This window comes from Micromonospora sp. R77 (genome assembly GCF_022747945.1).
Lineage (GTDB): Bacteria > Actinomycetota > Actinomycetes > Mycobacteriales > Micromonosporaceae > Micromonospora.
In genome coordinates this window covers 5243810-5262288 of sequence record NZ_JALDST010000001.1, presented here as the reverse complement: position 1 = coordinate 5262288, position 18479 = coordinate 5243810, and the positions used below count along the sequence as shown (strand labels likewise).

At 74.0% G+C, this 18479-nt stretch carries 19 protein-coding genes; 2 read left to right on the top strand and 17 right to left on the bottom strand.

Translation table 11 applies throughout. The features are described from left to right. Positions 1-82: 82 nt before the first annotated feature. The 6 genes from rfbB to MRQ36_RS24700 form a co-directional block, all read right to left on the bottom strand. On the bottom strand, positions 83-1036 hold the full coding sequence (rfbB, locus tag MRQ36_RS24725; RefSeq protein ID WP_242799153.1) for a dTDP-glucose 4,6-dehydratase: 954 nt from the start codon (positions 1034-1036) through the stop codon (positions 83-85). Then, positions 1033-2247, bottom strand: coding sequence for a cyclic dehypoxanthinyl futalosine synthase (gene mqnC / locus MRQ36_RS24720; protein WP_242799151.1), 1215 nt, complete (start codon positions 2245-2247; stop codon positions 1033-1035). The genes rfbB and mqnC overlap by 4 nt, the downstream gene beginning before the upstream one ends. 18 nt (positions 2248-2265) lie before the next feature. Further along, the gene (locus MRQ36_RS24715) at positions 2266-3156 is read right to left on the bottom strand and encodes a menaquinone biosynthetic enzyme MqnA/MqnD family protein (RefSeq protein WP_374251180.1); all 891 of its coding nucleotides are present in this window, start codon (positions 3154-3156) and stop codon (positions 2266-2268) included. A gap of 53 nt (positions 3157-3209) precedes the next feature. Next, on the bottom strand, positions 3210-3509 hold the full coding sequence (locus MRQ36_RS24710; RefSeq protein ID WP_242799147.1) for a ferredoxin: 300 nt from the start codon (positions 3507-3509) through the stop codon (positions 3210-3212). Between the two features lie 44 nt (positions 3510-3553). Beyond that, a complete protein-coding gene (mqnE, locus tag MRQ36_RS24705; protein ID WP_242799145.1) occupies positions 3554-4720 on the bottom strand; it encodes an aminofutalosine synthase MqnE in 1167 nt (388 codons plus the stop codon). An 86-nt stretch (positions 4721-4806) separates the two neighbouring features. Then, positions 4807-5871: a hypothetical protein gene (locus MRQ36_RS24700; protein WP_242799143.1), complete on the bottom strand. Its 1065-nt coding sequence runs from the start codon at positions 5869-5871 to the stop codon at positions 4807-4809. 224 nt (positions 5872-6095) lie between these two features. On the opposite strand from MRQ36_RS24700, the gene MRQ36_RS24695 reads away from it, so the two are divergent. Next, positions 6096-6506 (top strand): DUF6069 family protein, encoded by a 411-nt coding sequence (locus MRQ36_RS24695; protein WP_242799141.1) that lies wholly within the window; start codon positions 6096-6098, stop codon positions 6504-6506. Between the two features lie 52 nt (positions 6507-6558). Further along, positions 6559-7041 carry a hypothetical protein gene (locus MRQ36_RS24690; protein ID WP_242799139.1) on the top strand — a complete coding sequence of 161 codons (483 nt, stop codon included), beginning with the start codon at positions 6559-6561 and terminating at the stop codon, positions 7039-7041. A 62-nt stretch (positions 7042-7103) separates the two neighbouring features. On the opposite strand, the gene MRQ36_RS24685 is transcribed toward MRQ36_RS24690, so the two are convergent. From MRQ36_RS24685 to MRQ36_RS24635, 11 genes are all read right to left on the bottom strand, one after another. After that, positions 7104-8510 (bottom strand): acyl-CoA carboxylase subunit beta, encoded by a 1407-nt coding sequence (locus MRQ36_RS24685; protein WP_242799137.1) that lies wholly within the window; start codon positions 8508-8510, stop codon positions 7104-7106. A gap of 209 nt (positions 8511-8719) precedes the next feature. Continuing rightward, entirely contained in the window at positions 8720-9154 is a 435-nt protein-coding gene (locus tag MRQ36_RS24680) for an SRPBCC domain-containing protein (protein ID WP_242799135.1), read from the bottom strand. Between the two features lie 58 nt (positions 9155-9212). Then, positions 9213-10466, bottom strand: a complete 1254-nt coding sequence (locus tag MRQ36_RS24675) for an FAD-dependent oxidoreductase (RefSeq protein WP_242799133.1) — start codon at positions 10464-10466, stop codon at positions 9213-9215. Beyond that, the gene (locus tag MRQ36_RS24670) at positions 10463-11218 is read right to left on the bottom strand and encodes a 4'-phosphopantetheinyl transferase superfamily protein (protein ID WP_242799131.1); all 756 of its coding nucleotides are present in this window, start codon (positions 11216-11218) and stop codon (positions 10463-10465) included. The genes MRQ36_RS24675 and MRQ36_RS24670 overlap by 4 nt, the downstream gene beginning before the upstream one ends. After that, positions 11193-11990: a 2-oxo acid dehydrogenase subunit E2 gene (locus tag MRQ36_RS24665; protein WP_308194909.1), complete on the bottom strand. Its 798-nt coding sequence runs from the start codon at positions 11988-11990 to the stop codon at positions 11193-11195. The genes MRQ36_RS24670 and MRQ36_RS24665 overlap by 26 nt, the downstream gene beginning before the upstream one ends. Next, positions 11983-12213 (bottom strand): acyl carrier protein, encoded by a 231-nt coding sequence (locus MRQ36_RS24660; RefSeq protein ID WP_242799129.1) that lies wholly within the window; start codon positions 12211-12213, stop codon positions 11983-11985. The genes MRQ36_RS24665 and MRQ36_RS24660 overlap by 8 nt, the downstream gene beginning before the upstream one ends. Continuing rightward, positions 12210-14120 carry an HAD family hydrolase gene (locus MRQ36_RS34060; protein WP_242799127.1) on the bottom strand — a complete coding sequence of 637 codons (1911 nt, stop codon included), beginning with the start codon at positions 14118-14120 and terminating at the stop codon, positions 12210-12212. The genes MRQ36_RS24660 and MRQ36_RS34060 overlap by 4 nt, the downstream gene beginning before the upstream one ends. After that, positions 14117-15139 carry a 3-oxoacyl-ACP synthase III family protein gene (locus tag MRQ36_RS24650; protein ID WP_242799125.1) on the bottom strand — a complete coding sequence of 341 codons (1023 nt, stop codon included), beginning with the start codon at positions 15137-15139 and terminating at the stop codon, positions 14117-14119. The genes MRQ36_RS34060 and MRQ36_RS24650 overlap by 4 nt, the downstream gene beginning before the upstream one ends. Next, on the bottom strand, positions 15132-16730 hold the full coding sequence (locus tag MRQ36_RS24645) for an acyltransferase domain-containing protein (RefSeq protein WP_242799123.1): 1599 nt from the start codon (positions 16728-16730) through the stop codon (positions 15132-15134). Before MRQ36_RS24645 ends, MRQ36_RS24650 begins: the two co-directional genes overlap by 8 nt. Then, positions 16640-18205, bottom strand: a complete 1566-nt coding sequence (locus MRQ36_RS24640) for a polyketide synthase (protein ID WP_242799121.1) — start codon at positions 18203-18205, stop codon at positions 16640-16642. Before MRQ36_RS24640 ends, MRQ36_RS24645 begins: the two co-directional genes overlap by 91 nt. Next, positions 18202-18474: an acyl carrier protein gene (locus MRQ36_RS24635; RefSeq protein WP_242799119.1), complete on the bottom strand. Its 273-nt coding sequence runs from the start codon at positions 18472-18474 to the stop codon at positions 18202-18204. Before MRQ36_RS24635 ends, MRQ36_RS24640 begins: the two co-directional genes overlap by 4 nt. Between the last annotated feature and the right edge of the window lie 5 nt (positions 18475-18479).

The window sequence follows — 18479 nt, the reverse complement described above, 5'->3', positions numbered from 1 at the left end:
CGGCCGTACCCCGGGTGCCGGAGCCGACGGGGGCCGCCGGGTCGACACCCGGCGGCCCCCGTCACCGCTGTCCCCGGTGGTGTCAGGACTTCCACCAGCCGGGGTTGTCCCGGTACCACTGGACCGTGTCGGCCAGGCCGGCGTCGAAGTCGACCGCCGGCCGGTAGCCCAGCTTCTCGATCTTCCCGGTGTCGACCGAGTAGCGCAGGTCGTGGCCCTTGCGGTCGCCGACCTGCCGGACCAGGCCCGGATCGGCGGCGCAGAGCTCGACCAGCCGGCGGGTGATTTCCGCGTTGCTGGCCTCGAACCCACTGCCGATGTTGTAGATCCCGCCCGGCTCCCCCCTGGTGAGCACCAGCTGGATCCCCGCGCAGTGGTCGTCCACGTGCAGCCACTCGCGAACGTTGCGGCCGTCGCCGTACAGCGGGACCGGCAGGCCCTGCAGCAGGTTGGTGACGAAGAGCGGGATCAGCTTCTCGATGTGCTGGTAGGGGCCGTAGTTGTTGCAGCACCGGGTGGTCCGTACGTCCAGCCCGTGGGTGCGGTGGTAGGCCCGGGCGATCAGGTCGCTGCCCGCCTTGGACGCCGCGTACGGCGAGTTCGGCAGCAGCGGCTCGTCCTCGTCCCAGGAACCCGAGGAGATCGAGCCGTACACCTCGTCGGTGGAGACGCAGAGCACCGTGCCGACGTCCGCCCGCAGGCAGCTGTCCAGCAGCTGCTGGGTGCCGACCACGTTGGTGGAGACGAAGGCGGTGGCCCCGGTCAGCGACCGGTCCACGTGCGACTCGGCGGCGAAGTGCACCACCGCGTCGTGCCCCGGCAGCAGCCCGGCCAGCAGATCCGCGTCGCGGATGTCGCCGGTCACGAAGCGCAGCCGCTCGTGCTCCATCGGCAGGCTGGCGGTGTTGCCCGCATAGGTCAGGCTGTCGAGCACGGTCACCGCCGCGTCCTCGTAACCCGGGTAGCGACCGTCGAGCATGGACCGGACGTAGTGCGAGCCGATGAACCCGGCACCGCCGGTTACCAGGACCTTCATGCCTCGCCTCGCGCCCCGGAGAGCACGGGCAGCTGCTTGCGCGGCCGCGGCGCGTCGTCCGCGATCGACGACAGGTGCGACACCACCCGGTCGTCCACCGGGTCGGCCGCCGGGTCGTCGTGCACCCGCAGGTGCTCGTACGTGGTGCTGCGCTGGGCCGGCACCCGGTCGGCGCCCCGGATCAGCGTGATCAGCTCGCCGAGGTTGGAGCGGTGCTTCGCACCGGCCGAGGAGACCACGTTCTCCTCCAGCATGATCGAGCCCAGGTCGTCCGCGCCGTAGTGCAGGGAGAGCTGCCCCAGCTCCTTGCCGGTGGTCAGCCAGGAGCCCTGGATGTGCGCGACGTTGTGCAGGAACAGCCGGGCGATGGCGATCAGCCGCAGGTACTCCAGCGGCGTGGCCTGGGTGCGGCCCTTGAGGTGGTTGTTGTTCGGCTGGTAGGTGTACGGGATGAACGCCCGGAACCCGCCGGTGCGGTCCTGCACGTCCCGGACCATCGCCAAGTGCTCGATCCGTTCCGCGTTGGTCTCGCCGGTGCCCATCAGCATCGTGCAGGTGGACTCCACGCCGAGGCCGTGCGCGACCTCCATGATCTCCAGCCAGCGCTCGCCCGACTCCTTGAGCGGGGCGATCACCGTACGCGGGCGGGCCGGCAGCAGCTCGGCGCCGGCGCCGGCGAACGAGTCCAGGCCGGCGTCGCGGATCCGGACGATCGCCTCCTCCACCGACACGCCGGAGACCTTGGCCATGTGGGCCACCTCGGAGGCGCCGAGCGAGTGGATGACCAGCTGCGGGAACGCCTGCTTCACGGTGGAGAAGAGCCGCTCGTAGTACTCCACCCCGAACTCGGGGTGGTGCCCGCCCTGGAACATGATCTGCGTGCCGCCCAGCTCGACGGTCTCCGCGCAGCGGCGCAGCATGTCGTCGAGGTCGCGGGTCCAGCCCGCCTCGCTCTTCGGCGGCGCGTAGAACGCGCAGAACTTGCACGCCGTGACGCAGACGTTGGTGTAGTTGATGTTGCGCTCGATGATGTACGTGGCGATGTGCTCGGTGCCGGCGTAGCGGCGTCGACGGGCCGCGTCGGCCGCCTGTCCGAGGGCGTGCAGGGGGGCGTACCGGTAGAGGTCCAGGGCCTCGGCCGGGGTGATCCGGCCACCACCGGCGGCCCGATCCAGGACCTCGGCGATGTCGATACTGGTGGATGTCGGCACGGGTTGCTGCCTTTCCAGCTAGGGGGTGACGGCTGCGCCGGGCAGCACGGTTCGGTGGGCGTCGAGCAGGTGGAGCCGGACGTCCGGCGGGAACCCGGCGTCCGGTCCGCCGACCCGGCGGGCGAACTCGGCGATGCCGGCGAGTTGCCGGTCACCGAGGCGGAAGTCCAGCGCGGTCAGGTAGTACCGGCGCAGGGTGTCGGCGTCGAACGCCTCCCAGCGGGCGGCCTGCGCGCAGATGTCGTCCATCTCGGTCAGGAACAGGTCCCGGGACGCGAGGAAGCTCGCGTGCACCTCCCGGACGAGCTCCGGCTCCCGCTCGACGAACTCGCGGCGGGCCGCGAACACGGCGAAGACAAAGGGCAGGCCGGTCCAGTCCCGCCACATCTGCCCGAGGTCGTGCACCTGCAGGCCGAGGGCCGGGGCCTCGTGCAGCGCCGCCCGCAGGGCGGTGTCCCCGATGACCACGGCGGCCGGCGCCTCGGCCAGCATGGTGGCCAGGTCGGGTGGCCGGACGACGAACTCCGGCTTCACCCCGACCGAGTCGGTGAGCAGCAGCTCCGCCAGGCGGACCGAGGTGCGGCTGGTCGAGCTGAGCGCGATCGGCGCGCCGTCGAGCTCCTCCAGCGGGCACCGGCTGACGATCAGGCAGGACATGATCGGTCCGTCGCCGCCGACCGCGATGTCCGGCAGCACCACCAGGTCGTCGGCGTGCCGGAGGAACTCCATCACGCTGATCGGCCCGATGTCGAGGTCACCGGCGACCAGCGCGTCACTCAGGCCGTCCGGGGTGTCCCGGGTCAGGTCCAGGTCGAGCAGCCCGCCGGTGCGGGCCAGCCCCCAGAACAGCGGGAGGCAGTTGAGGAACTGGATGTGGCCCACCCGGGGTCGCGGCCGTGGGGCGTGCAGCGGGCTCCGGTGGTCGCTCCCCGGGGCGGCACCCAGCAGTTCGGCCGGGCGCGTCATACCGGGTCCGCGTCGGGCCCGTACACCTCGACACCGTCGCTGCGTCGGCGCACGTGGATGCACTCGCCCGGGCACTCGGTGGCGGAGTCGGTCACGTCCTTGAGGCTGATCGTCGGCACCAGCACCGCCGAGCCGTCGTCCTTGCGCAGTTCGCCGTCGGCGCCCTTGACGTACGCGAGGCCGTCGACGTCCAGCTCGAAGACGTCCGGCGCGTACTGCGCGCAGATCCCGTCCCCGGTGCACAGCCCCTGGTCGATCCAGACCTCGAGGGCCTCTTCGGTTTCGGTTGCGGTCATGTCATCACCTGCTGATCGTTGGTCGGATCCGGATGGATGGCGGCTCAGACCCGCATCGGCTGCGGGCTCTCCCGGACGGCCGTGTCCGGACCGTCGAACTCACGGACGATCTCGTAGCGGGTGTTCCGCTCCACCGGCCGGAATCCGGCGTCCCGGATGAGGTCGAGCAGTCCGTCCCGGGACATCTTGTCCGGCGTGCCGTAGTTGTCGGCGTCGTGGGTGATCTTGTATTCGACGACCGAGCCGTCGATGTCGTCCGCGCCGTGGTTCAGGGCGAGACCCGCCGTCTGCAGGCCGTGCATGACCCAGAACACCTTCACGTGCGGGACGTTGTCGAACAGCAGCCGGGAGACCGCGAAAGTCTTCAGCGACTCGGCCGGCGACGCCATCGTGGTCCGCGCCTGGATCCGGTTACGGATCTTGCCGTCCGCCGAGTCGTGGAAGTCGTGCTGGTAGCGCAGCGGGATGAAGACCCGGAACCCGCCGGTCTCGTCCTGCAGCTCGCGCAGCCGCAGCACGTGGTCGACCCGGTGCCGGGGCTCCTCGATGTGGCCGTAGAGCATCGTGCACGGGGTCTTGAGCCCCTTGCTGTGGGCCAGCCGGTGGATCCGCGACCAGTCCTCCCAGTGGGTCTGGTGGTCGACGATGTGCTGGCGGATCTCCCAGTCGAAGATCTCCGCGCCCCCACCGGTCAGCGACTCCAGGCCGGCGTCGATGAGCTCGTCGAGGATCTCGTCGGCGCTCAGCCCGGAGATCCGCTCGAACCAGTGGATCTCGGTGGCGGTGAACGCCTTGATCGCCACGTTCGCCGGCAGCGCCTCCTTGAGCGCCCGGATCGACCGCGGGTAATAGCGCCAGGGCAGCGTCGGGTGCAGGCCGTTGACGATGTGCAGCTCGGTGAGCTGCTCGTTCTGCATCGCCTTGGCGAGCCGGACCGCCTCCTCGATCCGCATCGTGTAGGCGTCCTTCTCCCCCGGCTTGCGCTGGAACGAGCAGTACGCGCACGACGCGGTGCAGACGTTGGTCATGTTCAGGTGCCGGTTGATGTTGAAGAAGACGGCGTCACCGTTCTTCTTCGTCCGCACCTGGTGCGCCAGGCCACCCAGCCAGGCCAGGTCGTCGCACTCGTAGAGCGCGATCCCGTCCTCGCGGCTGAGCCGGTCGCCCGCGGCGACCTTCTGCTCGAGTTCCCGCTTGAGTCCTACGTCCATCCGTACCTTCTCCTCAGGTTGGTGCCGCCGGACAGCGGCCGGGACCGGCCCCGGTGGCCGCTGCGATCGTCGTGGTCGGTGTGGTCTCAGTAGAGGCCGGTGGGGAGCGTCAACATCGCCTGCAGCGGGGCCACGTTGGCCACCCCGTCGCAGGGCCAGCCGGCCGGCGTCCGGTACCGCAGCGCCTGGTCGCGTTGCAGCACGTTGGGCAGGAAGAGGTCCTCGTGCAGCACGGTCAGCCGGATCCGGCCGAGTTCGCCGTACCCGACGACGCGCGCGGGGTCGGCGGGGTCCACCACGGCCATGGTCACCTGCGGGTACGCGGGCAGGTACGGCATCAGCGCGCCGCCATCGTGCACGGGGAGCCCGATGGCGTACCCGGCGGCGCCGACGAAGTGGTGTCCCACGACGCCTCCGTCGAGCGCCGCCACGACGTCCCGGTAGGTCTGCGGAGTCAGGTGGGTGCCGGTCAGGTCGACGCCGGCGAGCCGGGCGACCAGGTCCGGCCGGGCGGCCAGCAGCACCGCGAGGATCGCGGGGGCGGTCTCCAGGTAGTCCACCGGCTGTTCCCGGAGCAGGTCGACGACCTGCCCGACCACGTGGTCGACGTAGGCGTTGATCTCGCCGACCCGGCCGTCGCGCAGCAGTCGCCGGATCCAGCGCTGGTCCATGCCGATGGTGTGCACGCGTGACCGGTGGTGCCGGGCGAGCTGGGCGGCGCCCCGGCCCAGGGCGTGCGGGCCACCGGGGCAGACCCGCAACCAGGTACGTCCCGGCGCGAAACCGGCCGTGGCCAGGTGCCGGGCCCGCCAGTGGTCCCGGTGCACGGTCATCGAGGGGGTATGGACGAACCGGCAGTGCCCGCCGAGCGTCCCGGTGGACTCCCACAGCCGGCCGGCCACCGGTCGGTCCTGCGGGAGCAGGTCCACCGGGTCGACGCCGCGCGGGTCGGTGCAGCCGAGGGCGGCAAGCTCGTCGTACGCGGTGATGTCGCGCGGGTCGAAGGGAAGCTCGGTGGTGCGCTTCAGCCAGTACGGGCTGCCGGTCTCCGGGTCGAAGTGGCGTCGCACGACGTACCGCGTCCAGGCGTCGAGATCGAAGGGTATCCATCGATCTGGGACGCCCGGAGCTGCGTCTGTGGTCGTCGTCATCGCCGATCCCTCGGTCCGCTGGGGGTGCCGCGCACCGAGCATCGTGCGCCAGCACCACCGGAAACAATGGCGCGCCAGACAGAGCTAAGGGTTTCCCTCATACCTGATCGCACCGACTCGTCGACCGGAGTGGGGGGTGGACATGCGCCGATACGATCCAAACCCACCAGTTCTCACGGGTGCCGGGCCGGATCCCCTCCCGGCCCGCAATCGGAGGTAGACGGATGTCGAACACCAGGCAGGCCCCCCCAGCTCCCCCGCGTCAGGGCGGCACCGCCAAGCGGCGGCTGCTCGCCATCGCCGTGGCCACGGCGGTCACCGTCGCGGTGTGGTTCATCGCCCGGGCCCTGGACGTGACCCTCGCCGTGAACACCGGCGGCAACCGCCAGGAGATCACCCTGGGGGCCGTGATCGCGGCCACCGTGGTCGCCGGCCTGATCGGCTGGGCGCTGCTGGCCCTGCTGGAGCGGCTTACCGCCGCCGGCCGGACGATCTGGACGATCGTCGCGGTGCTCGTACTCCTGGTGTCCCTGCTCGGGCCGCTGGGTGGCGTGTCGACGGGCGCCAAGGCGACGCTCGCGGTCATGCACCTGGCGGCGGCGGCCGTCATCATCCCGGCCTTCCGCCGGCGCTGATCCCTCCCTCCCCCGACCGGACGGCTCCCGCAGCAACGGAAAGGACGCCCACGTGACTGTCTTCACGGTCCGCAAGAGCGGTGGAGCCCACAGGCTCACCGACGCCGGCGGCAACCAGCTCGCCGCGCTCCGCGCCCACTGGAGCATGCGCGGCGGCGAGATCGAGACGCCGGAGGGCCGGTTCGGCATCTGGACCGACCGCGGCTACCAACGGGTCACCGTCGGCACCGAGGAGGCCCCGCTGGTCGTGCTGGACGGCCGCGGTGCCCGGATCGCCGGCCTGAACGCGCCGGCCACCTGGGAACGGCAGGGCAGCCGCCGCGGCTACCACGCGGTGCTCGGTTCGGGCGGCAACCGGATCGAGGTCCACCAGTCGGCCCGGATGGGGGCGGACGTGCGGGCCGAGGTGACCGGTGCCTGGCCCCGACCGGAGCTGGTCGTGCTCGCCGCCTGCTTCGGGGTGATGAGCATGCGCCGCGCGCACAACCTGCGCACCCTGGCGGTGGTCGGCGCGATCTCGCACAGCCCTCGCTGAACACGCGCGGCGGCGCCGGATCCAACGCCCTCCCGGGCCCCGGATCCGGCGCCGTCCGCCGGCTACAGCGGGATGTTGGTGTGCCGGCCCCGGCGCTGCGGTGCCGCCGCCAGCGCCTCGGCGAGCCGGCGACGGGTGTCGCGCGGTTCGATCACCTCGTCGACCACCCCGATCTCCATCGCCACACCCACCCCGCCGGCCACCCGCTCGTGCTCGGTGACCAGGCTGGCCCGCAGCGCCTCCCGCTCCGCGTCCGGCGCGGCGGCCAGCGCCCGGCGGTGCAGCACGCCCACCGCCGCGGTCGCGCTCATCACCGCCACCTCGGCCTCCGGCCAGGCGAACACCGCCGTCGCGTGCAACGACCGCGAGTTCATCGCGATGTACGCGCCGCCGTACGCCTTGCGGGTGATGAGGGTGACCCGGGGTACCACCGAGCCGGCGAACGCGTGCAGCAGCTTGGCGCCGCGGCGTACCACGCCCTCCCACTCCTGGCCGGTGCCCGGCAGGTAACCGGGCACGTCGACGACGACGACCAACGGCACCCCGAACGAGTCGCACATCCGCACGAAGCGGGACGCCTTCTCCGCGCTCAGCGAATCCAGGCAGCCCGCCTTGCGCAACGGGTTGTTCGCGACGACCCCCACCGTACGACCGGCCAGCCGGCCCCAGCCCACCACCAGATTGGGCGCCCAGCGGGCCTGCAGCTCCTCGAACCCGGTCCCGGCGTCGAGCAGGTCCCGCACCAGCGGGCGTACGTCGTAGGCGCGGCGGGCCCGGGTCGGCAGCAGGCGCCGCGGGTCGGCGTCGGCACGCACCCCCGCCACGTCGAACGTGCCCTGACGGGCCAGCAGCGTGGTGATCGCCCGGGCCCGGTCCAGCGCCTCGGCCTCGGTGGCGGTCACCACGTGCACCACGCCGGATCGGCTGTGCACGTCGGGGCCGCCGAGCCCGGCCATGTCGACCCGCTCGCCGGTCACCGACTGCACCACGTCCGGCCCGGTCACGAAGACCCGGCCGGCCGAGGACATCACCACCACGTCGGTCAGCGCCGGCCCGTACGCCGCCGCCCCGGCCGCCGGACCGAGCACCACCGAGATCTGCGGGATCCGCCCGGAGGCCTCGGTGATCGCGGCGAAGACCCGCCCGACGCCGTCCATCGACCGGACCCCGTCGGCCAGGCGTGCGCCGCCGGAGTGCCACAGGCCGATCACCGGGCACCCCTCGGCCAGCGCCAGCTCGATGGCGTGGACGATCCGCCGGGAGTCCTCCGCGCCGATCGCGCCGGCCATGGTGGTCGCGTCGGTGCAGAAGGCCACCACCGGGGCGTCGGCGATCCGGCCGCGCACCACCTCGACGCCGGGACCGGTCCAGGCCCCCACCGTGTCGGTGGAGTCGGGGTCGCAGAGCGCGGCCAGCCGGCGGGCGGGCAGCCGCTCGTCGACCACCTCGTCGACGAGCACGGAGGTCATCGGGTCACCGCCGGACGGGGATCGCGGACCCGGGAACTGGACACAGCAGGCGCTCGGGACACGTCCCGCCTCCTTCGCATGCGGGCGCTGTCGTCGCGGTCGCGACCAGCGCGGCGATCGGCCTCATTGTGCCGCCGCCCCCGGGCGGGTCCGCCGCCGTCGCCCTGCGCTCTATGGATTTCTCCACACCTGCCGACGGGCCGGCCGAATCAGTCCACGATGGTCTCGGCCCGCTCCTTCAGCGCCCGGTTGAGCTGGTCGAACCCGAGTTCGGTCCGGTCCAGGGTGCGCTTGAGGAACGGGACGAGCAGGCCGGTGAACGTCTCGCGGTGCCGCACCAACGTGCCGCCGGCCGCCGCCTCGAGGACGAACTCGTGCCGGGCGCCGAACAGCCCCGGCACGGCCACCTTGCCGAGCCACTGGAACTGGCGGGCCGGCTCGGCGACCGTCACGGTGGGATGGTGGGTCATGCCCTTCTCGCCGGGCGGCTGGATGAAGAGGGTCAGCGCCTCCCCCACCGCCGGGCGGCCCGCCGCTCGCCGGACGAACGGGTTCCACTCCTGATAGCGGGGCAGGTCGGTGAGGATCTCCCAGACCCGCTCCGGCGGCGACGAGATCGTGATCGACGTGTCGATGGTTCGCACCAGCTGTCCACTCCGTTCGAGGTTGTTCCGGTCCATGGCGATGGTGGCACGGGCCCGGTCAGCGGGCCGGGTGCAGCCCCGCCGGTGCCCCGTCCCGGTCGCCGGTCTCCCCGATAGACGTCTGATAGAGGCCGGTCCAGATCCGGCGCTTCAGCGGTGGGGTGTGGTCGACGAGGCGGTACAGCGTGCGGCGCAGCGCCTGCGCGGGCGGGCTGGACAGGGCGAAGAGCTTTTCCTGCCGCAGTTGCAGCCCCCGGGCCCGCTCGACCGACGGCGCCCGCATCCGCTGGAACTCGGCGGTCGCCTCGTCGAGCCGCTGCTCCACGCCGGCGCCGGTGAGCGCGGGACCGACCATCGAGGCGAAGGTGATGCCGTCGATGATGGCGTGGTTGATGCCCTGGGCCAGCACGGGGGTCAGCGTGTGCGCGGCGTCGCCGAGCAGCGCGAGGCCGGGTGCGCCCCAGCGCGGCACCACGCCGGTGAAGATCTCCAGCAGGGCGGTCTCCGACCAGCTCGGCACGGCGTCGCGTACCGCGTCGGACAGCTCCGGCGCCAGCTCGTCGATCCGGGCGTGCAACGCGCCGATGCCCTGGGCCCGCAGCCGGCGCAGCCCGTTCTTGGGGATGTTGAAGCCGACCCGGACCAGGTCGGGATAGGTCGGGATGCACATGGCGTGCTGGCTGCCGCTGATCCGGATCCGGTAGGTGTCGTTGGTCCACACCGGTGGGCAGGGCGCGACGAACCAGAGGAAGTCCCGGCCCAGCGGGATCTTCCGGTACGGCAGGCCGACCCAGTCGCGGACCCGGCTGTAGCGGCCGTCCGCGCCGATGGTGAGCCGGGCGCGGACCCGCAGCGGTCCCCGCTCGGTCGTCGCGTCGACCCCACACACCCGGCCGTCCTCCATCACCAGCCCGGTGGCGGCGGTCTGCCGCAGCAGGGTGAAGCCCGGGTGCCGCTCGGCGGCCTCGGTCAGCGTGCCGAGCAGCATCGGCTGCGGCACCTCGACCGGCAGCCGGGCCGGCTGGGCCAGGGTGGCGAAGTCCACCCCCAGCACCGTCCGGCCGGCGTCCCGCAGCTCCATCCGCCGCACCTCGAGGATGCGCTGTGCCCGCAGCGCGTCGAGGACGCCCAGCCGCTCCAGCAGCCACACCGAGTCGGGGGCGATCGACTCACCGCGGAACGACCGCTCGAAGGAGCGGTTCTTCTCCAGCACGACCACCTGGTGGCCGCGGGCGGCCAGGGCGAGGGCGAACGTCAGCCCGGCCGGGCCGCCGCCCACGACGCAGACGTCCGTCGTGATGGTCTCGGTCATGAGGTGAGCCTTCCGTGTCGGGATGGGTCCGCCCGCCGGTCCGGCGGTACGCGCCGGTGGGCGACGGCGGCGACGTGCGCCGGGCCCACCGGCAGCGGGGTGACCGACCAGGCGGCCGGGCCACCGGGCAGGTCGGCGTACGGCGACACGCCCGTCGCCGCGTCGAGGTCGAACGCCAGCGACCGCAGGTCGTGGGCCAGGCCACCGCCGAGCGCCTTGGCACACGCCTCCTTCACCGTCCACAGTCGGACGAGGCGACGGTCGAGGGCCGCGCCGCGCAGGTCGGCGAGGGCGGCCAACTCCGGTTCGGCGCAGAGCCGGCCGGCCACCGCCCGACCGCCGAGCCACCGGTCGGCGCGCTCGATGTCGACGCCGATCCGACCCCGGACGCAGAGCCCGGCGAGCAGGACGTCACCGGTGTGGCTGAGGTTGACGTCCACCGGATGCCCCACCGGGTACGGGCGACGGAACCGGTCGCGGGCCAGCCGGATCTCCTCGGGTGCCCGGCCGGTCACCGTGGCGACCAGGTGTTTGAGCAGCAGCCGGCCGGCGGCGAGCCGGTTCCGGGCGGGTGCGTCGGGCAGCCGGTCCCGCCGGTCCGCGTCGTCGCCGAGCACCGCCGCCCAGTCGTGCCCGTCCCCGGGGCGCGGTCGCCAGTCCGCGACCCGGGCGTGCACCACGACCGCGTCGGCGTGACGCAGCGCCGTCGTCAGGGCAGCGCCGTGGTCAGCGCGATGCCGCGGCAACAGCACCGGGCAACGGTGACCGGTCATCGCCCTCCTCCAGGCTCTGCTTGATCTCGGTCAGCACGTCCGCCGCCTCGGCGCCGTCGACGACCCGGTGGTCGAAGGCCAGGTTCAGCCGCAGCACCGGGGCCACCACCACCGCACCGTCCCGCACGACCGGGGTGGGGCGTACCCGGCCGAGGTTGAGGGTGCAGGTGGTGCCGCCGACGGCGTGGAAGCCGTCCACCGCCCGGTGGCCGAGCGAGGAGACCGCGACCGTGCCGAGCAGCGCCGGCCGGCGGGACAGCCGGGACACCGCCGCGCGGAACGCCGGCCAGCCGAGCGCGGCGGGCAGCCGGTGCAGCAGCAGGGTGCCGCCCAGCTCGGGCAGGTCCTCGACCGGGGTGTCCCGGAACCGGTCCAGCGCGTGCTGGATCTCGGCCAGGCCGGCGCCGCGCTGGTCGGGCAGCACGGCGGAGAGCACCACCCGCCGGCCGGCCACGGTCCGGTCCATGGCGATCTTCGGGCGTACCTCGTCGACGTGCCGGACCCGCGGCACCAGCCCCCCGCCGACCACCGCGTTGCACGCCGGGTGGCGGGCCAGCACCTCGGTGGCCGACCGGACGACGTACGTCAGCACGGAGATCCGCCGCCCGTGGGCGGCGGACCGCTCGCGGTGGGCGAGCACCCGGGTCATGTCCACCTCGGTGTCGAGGAAGACCGGGGCGACGGCCCTGCTCCAGCGCAGGAAATAGAGGGTGTGCCGCCGCTGGGCGGCCAGCCGGCCGGACTCAGGCACCGTCCACCGCCAGCTTCCGCACCCCGTCCAGCGTGCGGGTGGTCAGCAGCTCGTCGAAGGGCAGCGGCCGGCCGGTCCGCGCCTCCAGGACGGTGAGCAGCCGCCACAGATAGACCGAGTCCCACCCGGGCAGCTCGTCGACGTCCCGGTCGAGGTCCGCCGGGGTGTAGTCGAGTCCGAGTTCGTCGTCGAGCAGGACGAGGAACTCCGCTTGCGTGATCATGATGCTCCCGCCAGGTCCGTAGTGATCCGCAGGTGGGTGACCGGTTCCGGCAGCACCGTCAGGTCGTGCCGGAACCGGAGGACGTCGCCGTCCGGCTCCACCGGGACGAAGCCGTGCCGCGGATAGAAGTCCGCGAAGCGGCCGTTGCGCGGGCTGGGCCGGTAGTGCCCCAGCACGCCGGGCAGCCCGCTCTCCCGGGCGTCGGCCAGCACCGCCCGCAGCGCCGCGGTCTCGATGTCCCGGCCGAAGACCCGGCAACTGAGCAGCATGTTCGTCAGCACCAGCGGGCCGGACGGCCGGTGCCGCCCGAACACCGCGCCGACCAGGCCGGCGTCGCCGAACCGGTCCGCCGCGCGGATCACCCAGAGCACGGCGTCCGGGTCGCGCCAGTGCTCGCGTACGGCGGCGTCGTCCATCCGCCGGGTGGTCAGGTGGAACTGGTTGGTGCGCTGGGTGAGCTGGGCGACCCGGCTCAGCTCCCGCTCGTCCGGGCGGGCGAGCTCGATGCGCAGCTCCAGCTCGTGCAGGTAGTCCCGCAGCGTTTCGTGCCCGTCGCGCAGCTCCTGCCGGCGGGCCTCGGCCCGGTAGTGGCCGCGCCGGGCGTGGTCGTCGTCGGTCAGCCGCAGCGTGGCGAACCAGTCGCCGGCCAGCAGCCGGTCCGGGTGCCGGGCCGGCTCGGCGTCCAGCGGCACCACGGCGACCTCGGGCAGCGCGTGCCGGACCTCCCCGCACTCGAACGCGCTGTCGTCGACCAGGACGAGGCTGTCCGTGCCGAGGTTCAGGGTGCGGGCCAGCTCCGCCAGCGCCTCGCTCTTCGGCCCCCAGCCGGCCGTCACCGCGACCAGGTCCGTCGCGCGCAGGGCCAGGTCCGGGTGGTCGCGCAGCACCGTGCGTACCTGCTCGGGGTCGTTCTTGCTGCACACCGCCAGCAGCACGCCCTGCGTGCCCCACTGGGCGACGAGCTGCTGGAGCCGGCGGAACGCCGCACCGCGCCCGGCGCCGCCGACCTCGATGCCGTCCGGTCCGTCGTCGCCGAGCACCCCGCCCCAGAGGGTGCCGTCGAGGTCCAGCACCAGGCACTTGCGGCCGTGCCCGCGCAACGCCTTGGCGACGTGGCCCACCTCGGCGGCGAGCCGGCCGAGCAGCGGCTCGGAGAACCCGACCCCGGCGTACGCGCGCAGCCGCGGGTCGTCCAGCGGGGTGGCGTCGGTGAGGCAGGTGTCGAGGTCCACCACCACGCAGCGGCGCAACTCGACGGCGAGCCCGAGCAGGGCCGCGTTGAACTGCCGCCAGGCCACGCCGAGCCGGGCCCGGGACCGGTGGTCGACGAGTTGGCGGGCCAGCCAGGCCGGCAGCGGCACGGTGTGCAGGACCAGCGTGGCGGTGGTGTCCGCGTCGTGCCGCCGGGCCAGCCCGGTGACCCGCGCAAGGACGGCGTCCAGCACCCGGGCGCAGTCGTCGGCGGTCCAGCCGACGCCCAGCTCGTCGGCGACCACACCGGCGTCGAGCAGGCAGAGCGTCACCTCGGGCCGGGCGGCGAGCAGGTCCCCCCGGGGGTCGGCCAGGTCGGCGACGTACTGGCCGTGGGCGGCGCCGACGACGCGGGCCGCGAGGCGGTGCCGGGCGAACTCGGCCACCAGCGGCGCGACGATCGGCGCGCAGGTGCCGTTGCCGGTGACCGCGACGGTCACCGCCGGGATCTGCCCATGCGTGGCGGCGACCTCGGCCAGGTCGCAGCCGGCCAGCAGCCGGCCGGCCCGGGCCCGATGGTCGGCGTCGAGGGCGCCGACCAGGGCGCAGACCTGCGGGAAGTCGGCCACCAGCCGGCCGGCGTCCCGGATCCGGCGCAGCCGCGCCCAGGCGTCCTCGGCCAGGGCGAGGTCGGCGACGGCGGGTGGCGCGGTCACCGTCCCTCCACCGCGAACCCACCCGTCAGCCACTTGCTGGCCTCGACGCAGACCGCGACCGCCCGCTCCCCGCTGCCGATCCGCGTCGACAGCCGGTCCAGCTGCAGGAACGGCAGGGCGTTGCCGGTGTTGCCGGTCGTCGTGACGCAGCTGATCTCCTCGGCCCCCGGTACGCCCAACCGCTGCGTGATGAGCCGGGTCATCCGCCCCGACAACTGCGGCGGCAGCAGGTAGGCCAGTTCCTCGGGCCGCCAGCCGGTGGCGTCCAGCAGCTCCCACAGCGCCTGCTCGGCCAGCTCCGGCACGCGCTCCTCGATGGCCTTGTAGTCCTCCTCGAACCCCCGGACGTCGGTGTCCCGGTCCGCCTCGCCGAACCAGCGGATGACCTGCCCCGGCGGCTGCCGCAGCCCGGTGACCTGGTGCCGCACCTCGCGCAGGACCGGCGCGCCGGGCCGGTCGTCGGTGCTGAGCACCACCGCGCCGGCGCCGTCGCCGAAGAGCACGTAGTTGACCAGCTCGGCCGAGGGCGCCCGGTGGAAGTCGCGGTCCAGCCGCATGTGCCGGGCGCACACGTCGCCGCCGATCACCAGCCCGGTGCGGTGTCCGGCCCGGCCGAGCAGCATCCGCCCCACGTCGAGGGCCTGCACGGCGCCCGCGCAGCCGGACTGGAGCTGGTAGGTGGGCACCCGGTCCACCCCGAGCAGGTCGGCGACCCGGTTCACGGTGGCCGGCATCAGCTCGTCGGGTGAGGCGGTGGCCAGCACCACGAAGTCGATCTCGGTGGCGACCACGTCGGCGCGCCGCATCGCCTCGGCGGCCGCCGCCTCGGCGAGGTCGGCGAGGGTGGCCAACTGCTTGCCACTGGGCAGGTCCACCGCGAAGTGCCGGCTCCGGGTGCCGATGAAGGTGTCGATCCAGCGGGCGTCCAGGCCGAGCCGGGCGGCGAGGGTCGGGTTGTCCACCGGCGGGCCGGGCAACGCCGTGCCGACCCCGGTGACGAAGACGGTCGGCTCAGTCATGGTGTCCCTTCCCGACCGTGACCCGGGTGCGCAGGTGCTCGACCAGTTGGCCGGGCGTGCCCACCTCGGACAGCAGTTCCCGCACGTCGATCCGGATGCCCCAGCGCGCCTCGATCCGCTCCTTGAGCTGGACCACCATGATCGAGTCGTAGCCGAGCTGTTCGTGCAGCGAGGCGTCCCGCGCCACCTGGTGCCGGGGGTAGCCGCACACCTCCGCGACCAGGTCGAGGACCTCGTCGTCGAGGTGGTCGCCCGGGGGCGGGGCGGGCCGCGACGCCGGCAGGGGCCGCAGGTGGGCCGGCTCCGGCACCGGGTGCGCCGGGGTCGCGGCGGGCGCGCCGAGCCAGAACCGGGCCGCGGTGGAGAAGGGGTACGGGCTCAGCCGCCGCAGCACCCGCTGCTCCGGCTCGTACAGCGCCGTCCAGTCCGGGTCGAGGCCGTCGCGGTGCAGCCGGGCGGTCAGCTCCCACAGTTCCGCGCCGGTGGCGTCCGGGCCGGGGCAGGCGGTGAGCGTCGGCACGGTGCGACCGGCCGGCATCGAGCGCAGCAGCGGCGACAGGACCCGCCGGGGCCCCACCTCCACCAGGTGACTGGGCCCGGCGGCCAGGGCCGCCGCCGCCGCGTCGGCGAAGCGGACCGGCTCGCGCAGGTGCGCCGTCCAGTAGTCGGCGTCCATCAGCTCGTCCGGCCCGAGCAGCCGGCCCCGCAGTCCGGAGTAGACCGGTCGGCGGGCCGGGCGGGCCTCGACCGGCGCCGCGCCCCGGGCGAACTCGGCCAGGACCGGGTCCATCAGCGGGGAGTGGAAGGCGTACGGGACGTCGAGCCGGCGCAGGGCCACCCGCTGCGCGCGCAGCGCCTCGGCGATGCGGTCCAGTCCCGCCTCGTCGCCGGCGCACACCACGTCCCGCGGCCCGTTGACGGCGGCGAGGTCGACCAGCGGCTCGTCGGCGAGCAGCGGCGCGACGGTCTCCACCGGACAGCGCGCGGCCAGCATCCCGCCGCCGGCCGGCAGCCGGGCCATCAGCCGGGAGCGGAGGGCGACCAGGTGGGCCGCGTCGGCCAGGGTCAGCGCCCCGGCGTGCACGGCGACGGCGAACTCGCCCAGGCTGTGACCGAGCAGCCAGTCCGGCCGGGCGCCGAGGTCGTCCAGCACCCGGCCGAGCGCGTAGCCGACCGCGAAGAGCGCCGGCTGGGCGACTTCCGCCGGGACCGTGGTCGCCGTCCGGTCCCGTACGGTGTCGAGCACCGACGCGCCGAGCAGCGGGGCGAGGACCTCGTCGGCCTCGTGCAGCGCCCGGCGGTACGCGCCGCAGGCCGCGTAGAGGGCGCCGGTCATCCCCGGGTGCTGCGCGCCCTGCCCGGTGACCAGCCAGCCGAGCGAAAGGGTGGACCGGGCGCGGCCGGCATGCGTCTCGTCCCCGTCGGCGGCGGCGCGCAGCCGCTCCACCGCGTCGTGGTGGTCGGTGGGCACGAACGCCAACCGGTGCCGACCGGTGGACTTCACCGCGTTGCTCGTCCAGCAGAGCTGGCCCAGCAGCCGGGGCGGGGTGCCGGCGACGTCCCGGGCGAGCAGGCCGGCGGCCCGCCGCAACCCTCCGGCCCGTCCGCCGACACGGTCAGCACCCCGGGCACGCCCGGCGCCGTCGAGGTGCCCGGGGCCATCGGGCCGACGGCGTGCGGGGCGGTCGGTCGGCGCCCGGGGCCGAGCCGGAGGCGGCCGGGGGCGGGGCGGAGGCGGCCGGGGGCGGGGCGGAGGCGGCCGGGTCGAGGCGGCCGGGGTCGGCGGGCGGGGGTGGCCGGGGCGGAGCCGAGGACCAGGTGGGCGTTGGTGCCACCGAGGCCGAAGCTGCTCACGCCGACGGTCGCGGTCCGGCCGCGCAGCCGCAGCGGCGTGGTGAGCAACCGCAGCCCCTTGTCGGCCAGCCGCAGGTCCGGGTTCTCGGTACGGGCGTGCCGGCTCGCCGGGACCGTGCCGTGGTGCAGCGCGAGCACCATCTTCACCAGGGCGGCGACGCCGGCGGCCCCCTCGACGTGGCCGATGTTGGCCTTGACCGAGCCGATCGCGCAGGGCGCCGGCCGGGGCACCCCGTGCACCCCGCCCAGCGCGTTGGCCTCCACCAGGTCCCCGAGCACCGTGCCGGTGCCGTGCGCCTCCACCGCGACCACGTCCGCCGCCGCGACCCCGGCCCGCCGGTACGCCTCGGCGATGACCGCCTGCTGCGCCCAGCGGTTGGGGGCTGTGAGGCCGTTGCTGCGGCCGTCGGAGTTGACCGCGCTGCCGCGGATCACCGCGTACACCGGCAGGCCGGCGGCGACCGCGTCGTCCAGCCGGCGCAGCACCAGCGCGGCGACGGCCTCGCCGCGCACGATGCCCTGGGCGTCCCGGCTGAACGGGCGGCACTCGCCGTCGGGCGCGGAGAGCCCGGCCTGGCTGTAGAAGATGTTCAGCGCCGGGGTCAGCACCACGTTGACGCCGCCGACGAGGGCCTGGTCGCACTCGCCGGCCCGCAGCGCGACGCAGGCCTGGTGGGCGGCGACCAGCGAGGACGAGCAGGCACTGTCCACGGCCCAGCTCGGCCCGCGCAGGTCGAGGTGGTAGGACACCCGGTTGGCGACCAGGCAGTAGCCGTTGCCGGTGCCCCGGTGCGGGGTGACCCGGTCGTAGTCGGTCATGGTGAGCTGCGCCCACTCGTTGCTCATCACCCCGACGAAGACGCCGGTGTTCGTGCCGGCCTGCCGACGCGGGTCGAGTCCGGCGTCCTCGAACGCGCGCCAGGCGGCCTGCAGCATCAGCCGCTGCTGGGGGTCCATCGCCGCCGCCTCGCGCGGCGAGATCCCGAAGAACTCGTGGTCGAACGCGTCGGCGTCGGTGAGGAACCCGCCGACCGTGGTGTTGGTCCGGCCGGGCCCGCCCGCCGGGTCGAGGAAGTCGGCCCCGGCCCAGCGGTCGGCGGGTACGTCGGTGAGGCCGTGCCCGCCGCGCATGAGCAGGTCCCAGAACGCCGCCGGGTCGGCGGCACCGGGGAACCGGCCGTCGAGCCCCACGACGGCGATGTCGCCGGTCATGACGCCGCCGTGGTCCGGACCACCTCGACGATCCCACCGGCGAGCCGGTCGATCGTCGGGTAGTCCCAGGCCAGGGTCGGCTCCACGGCGATGGCGAAGGCGTCCTCGATGTCACCGGAGAGCGCCAGGGCGTAGACGGAGTCGAGGCCCAGTTCGGCCAGCGGCGCGTGCACGTCCAGCTCACCGGCCGGCACGCTGAGGTAGTCGGAGATCCTGCCGACCAACCACTGCCGGACCTCCGCCGGGGTGATCCCGGGGTTGGCGCTCATCTGTC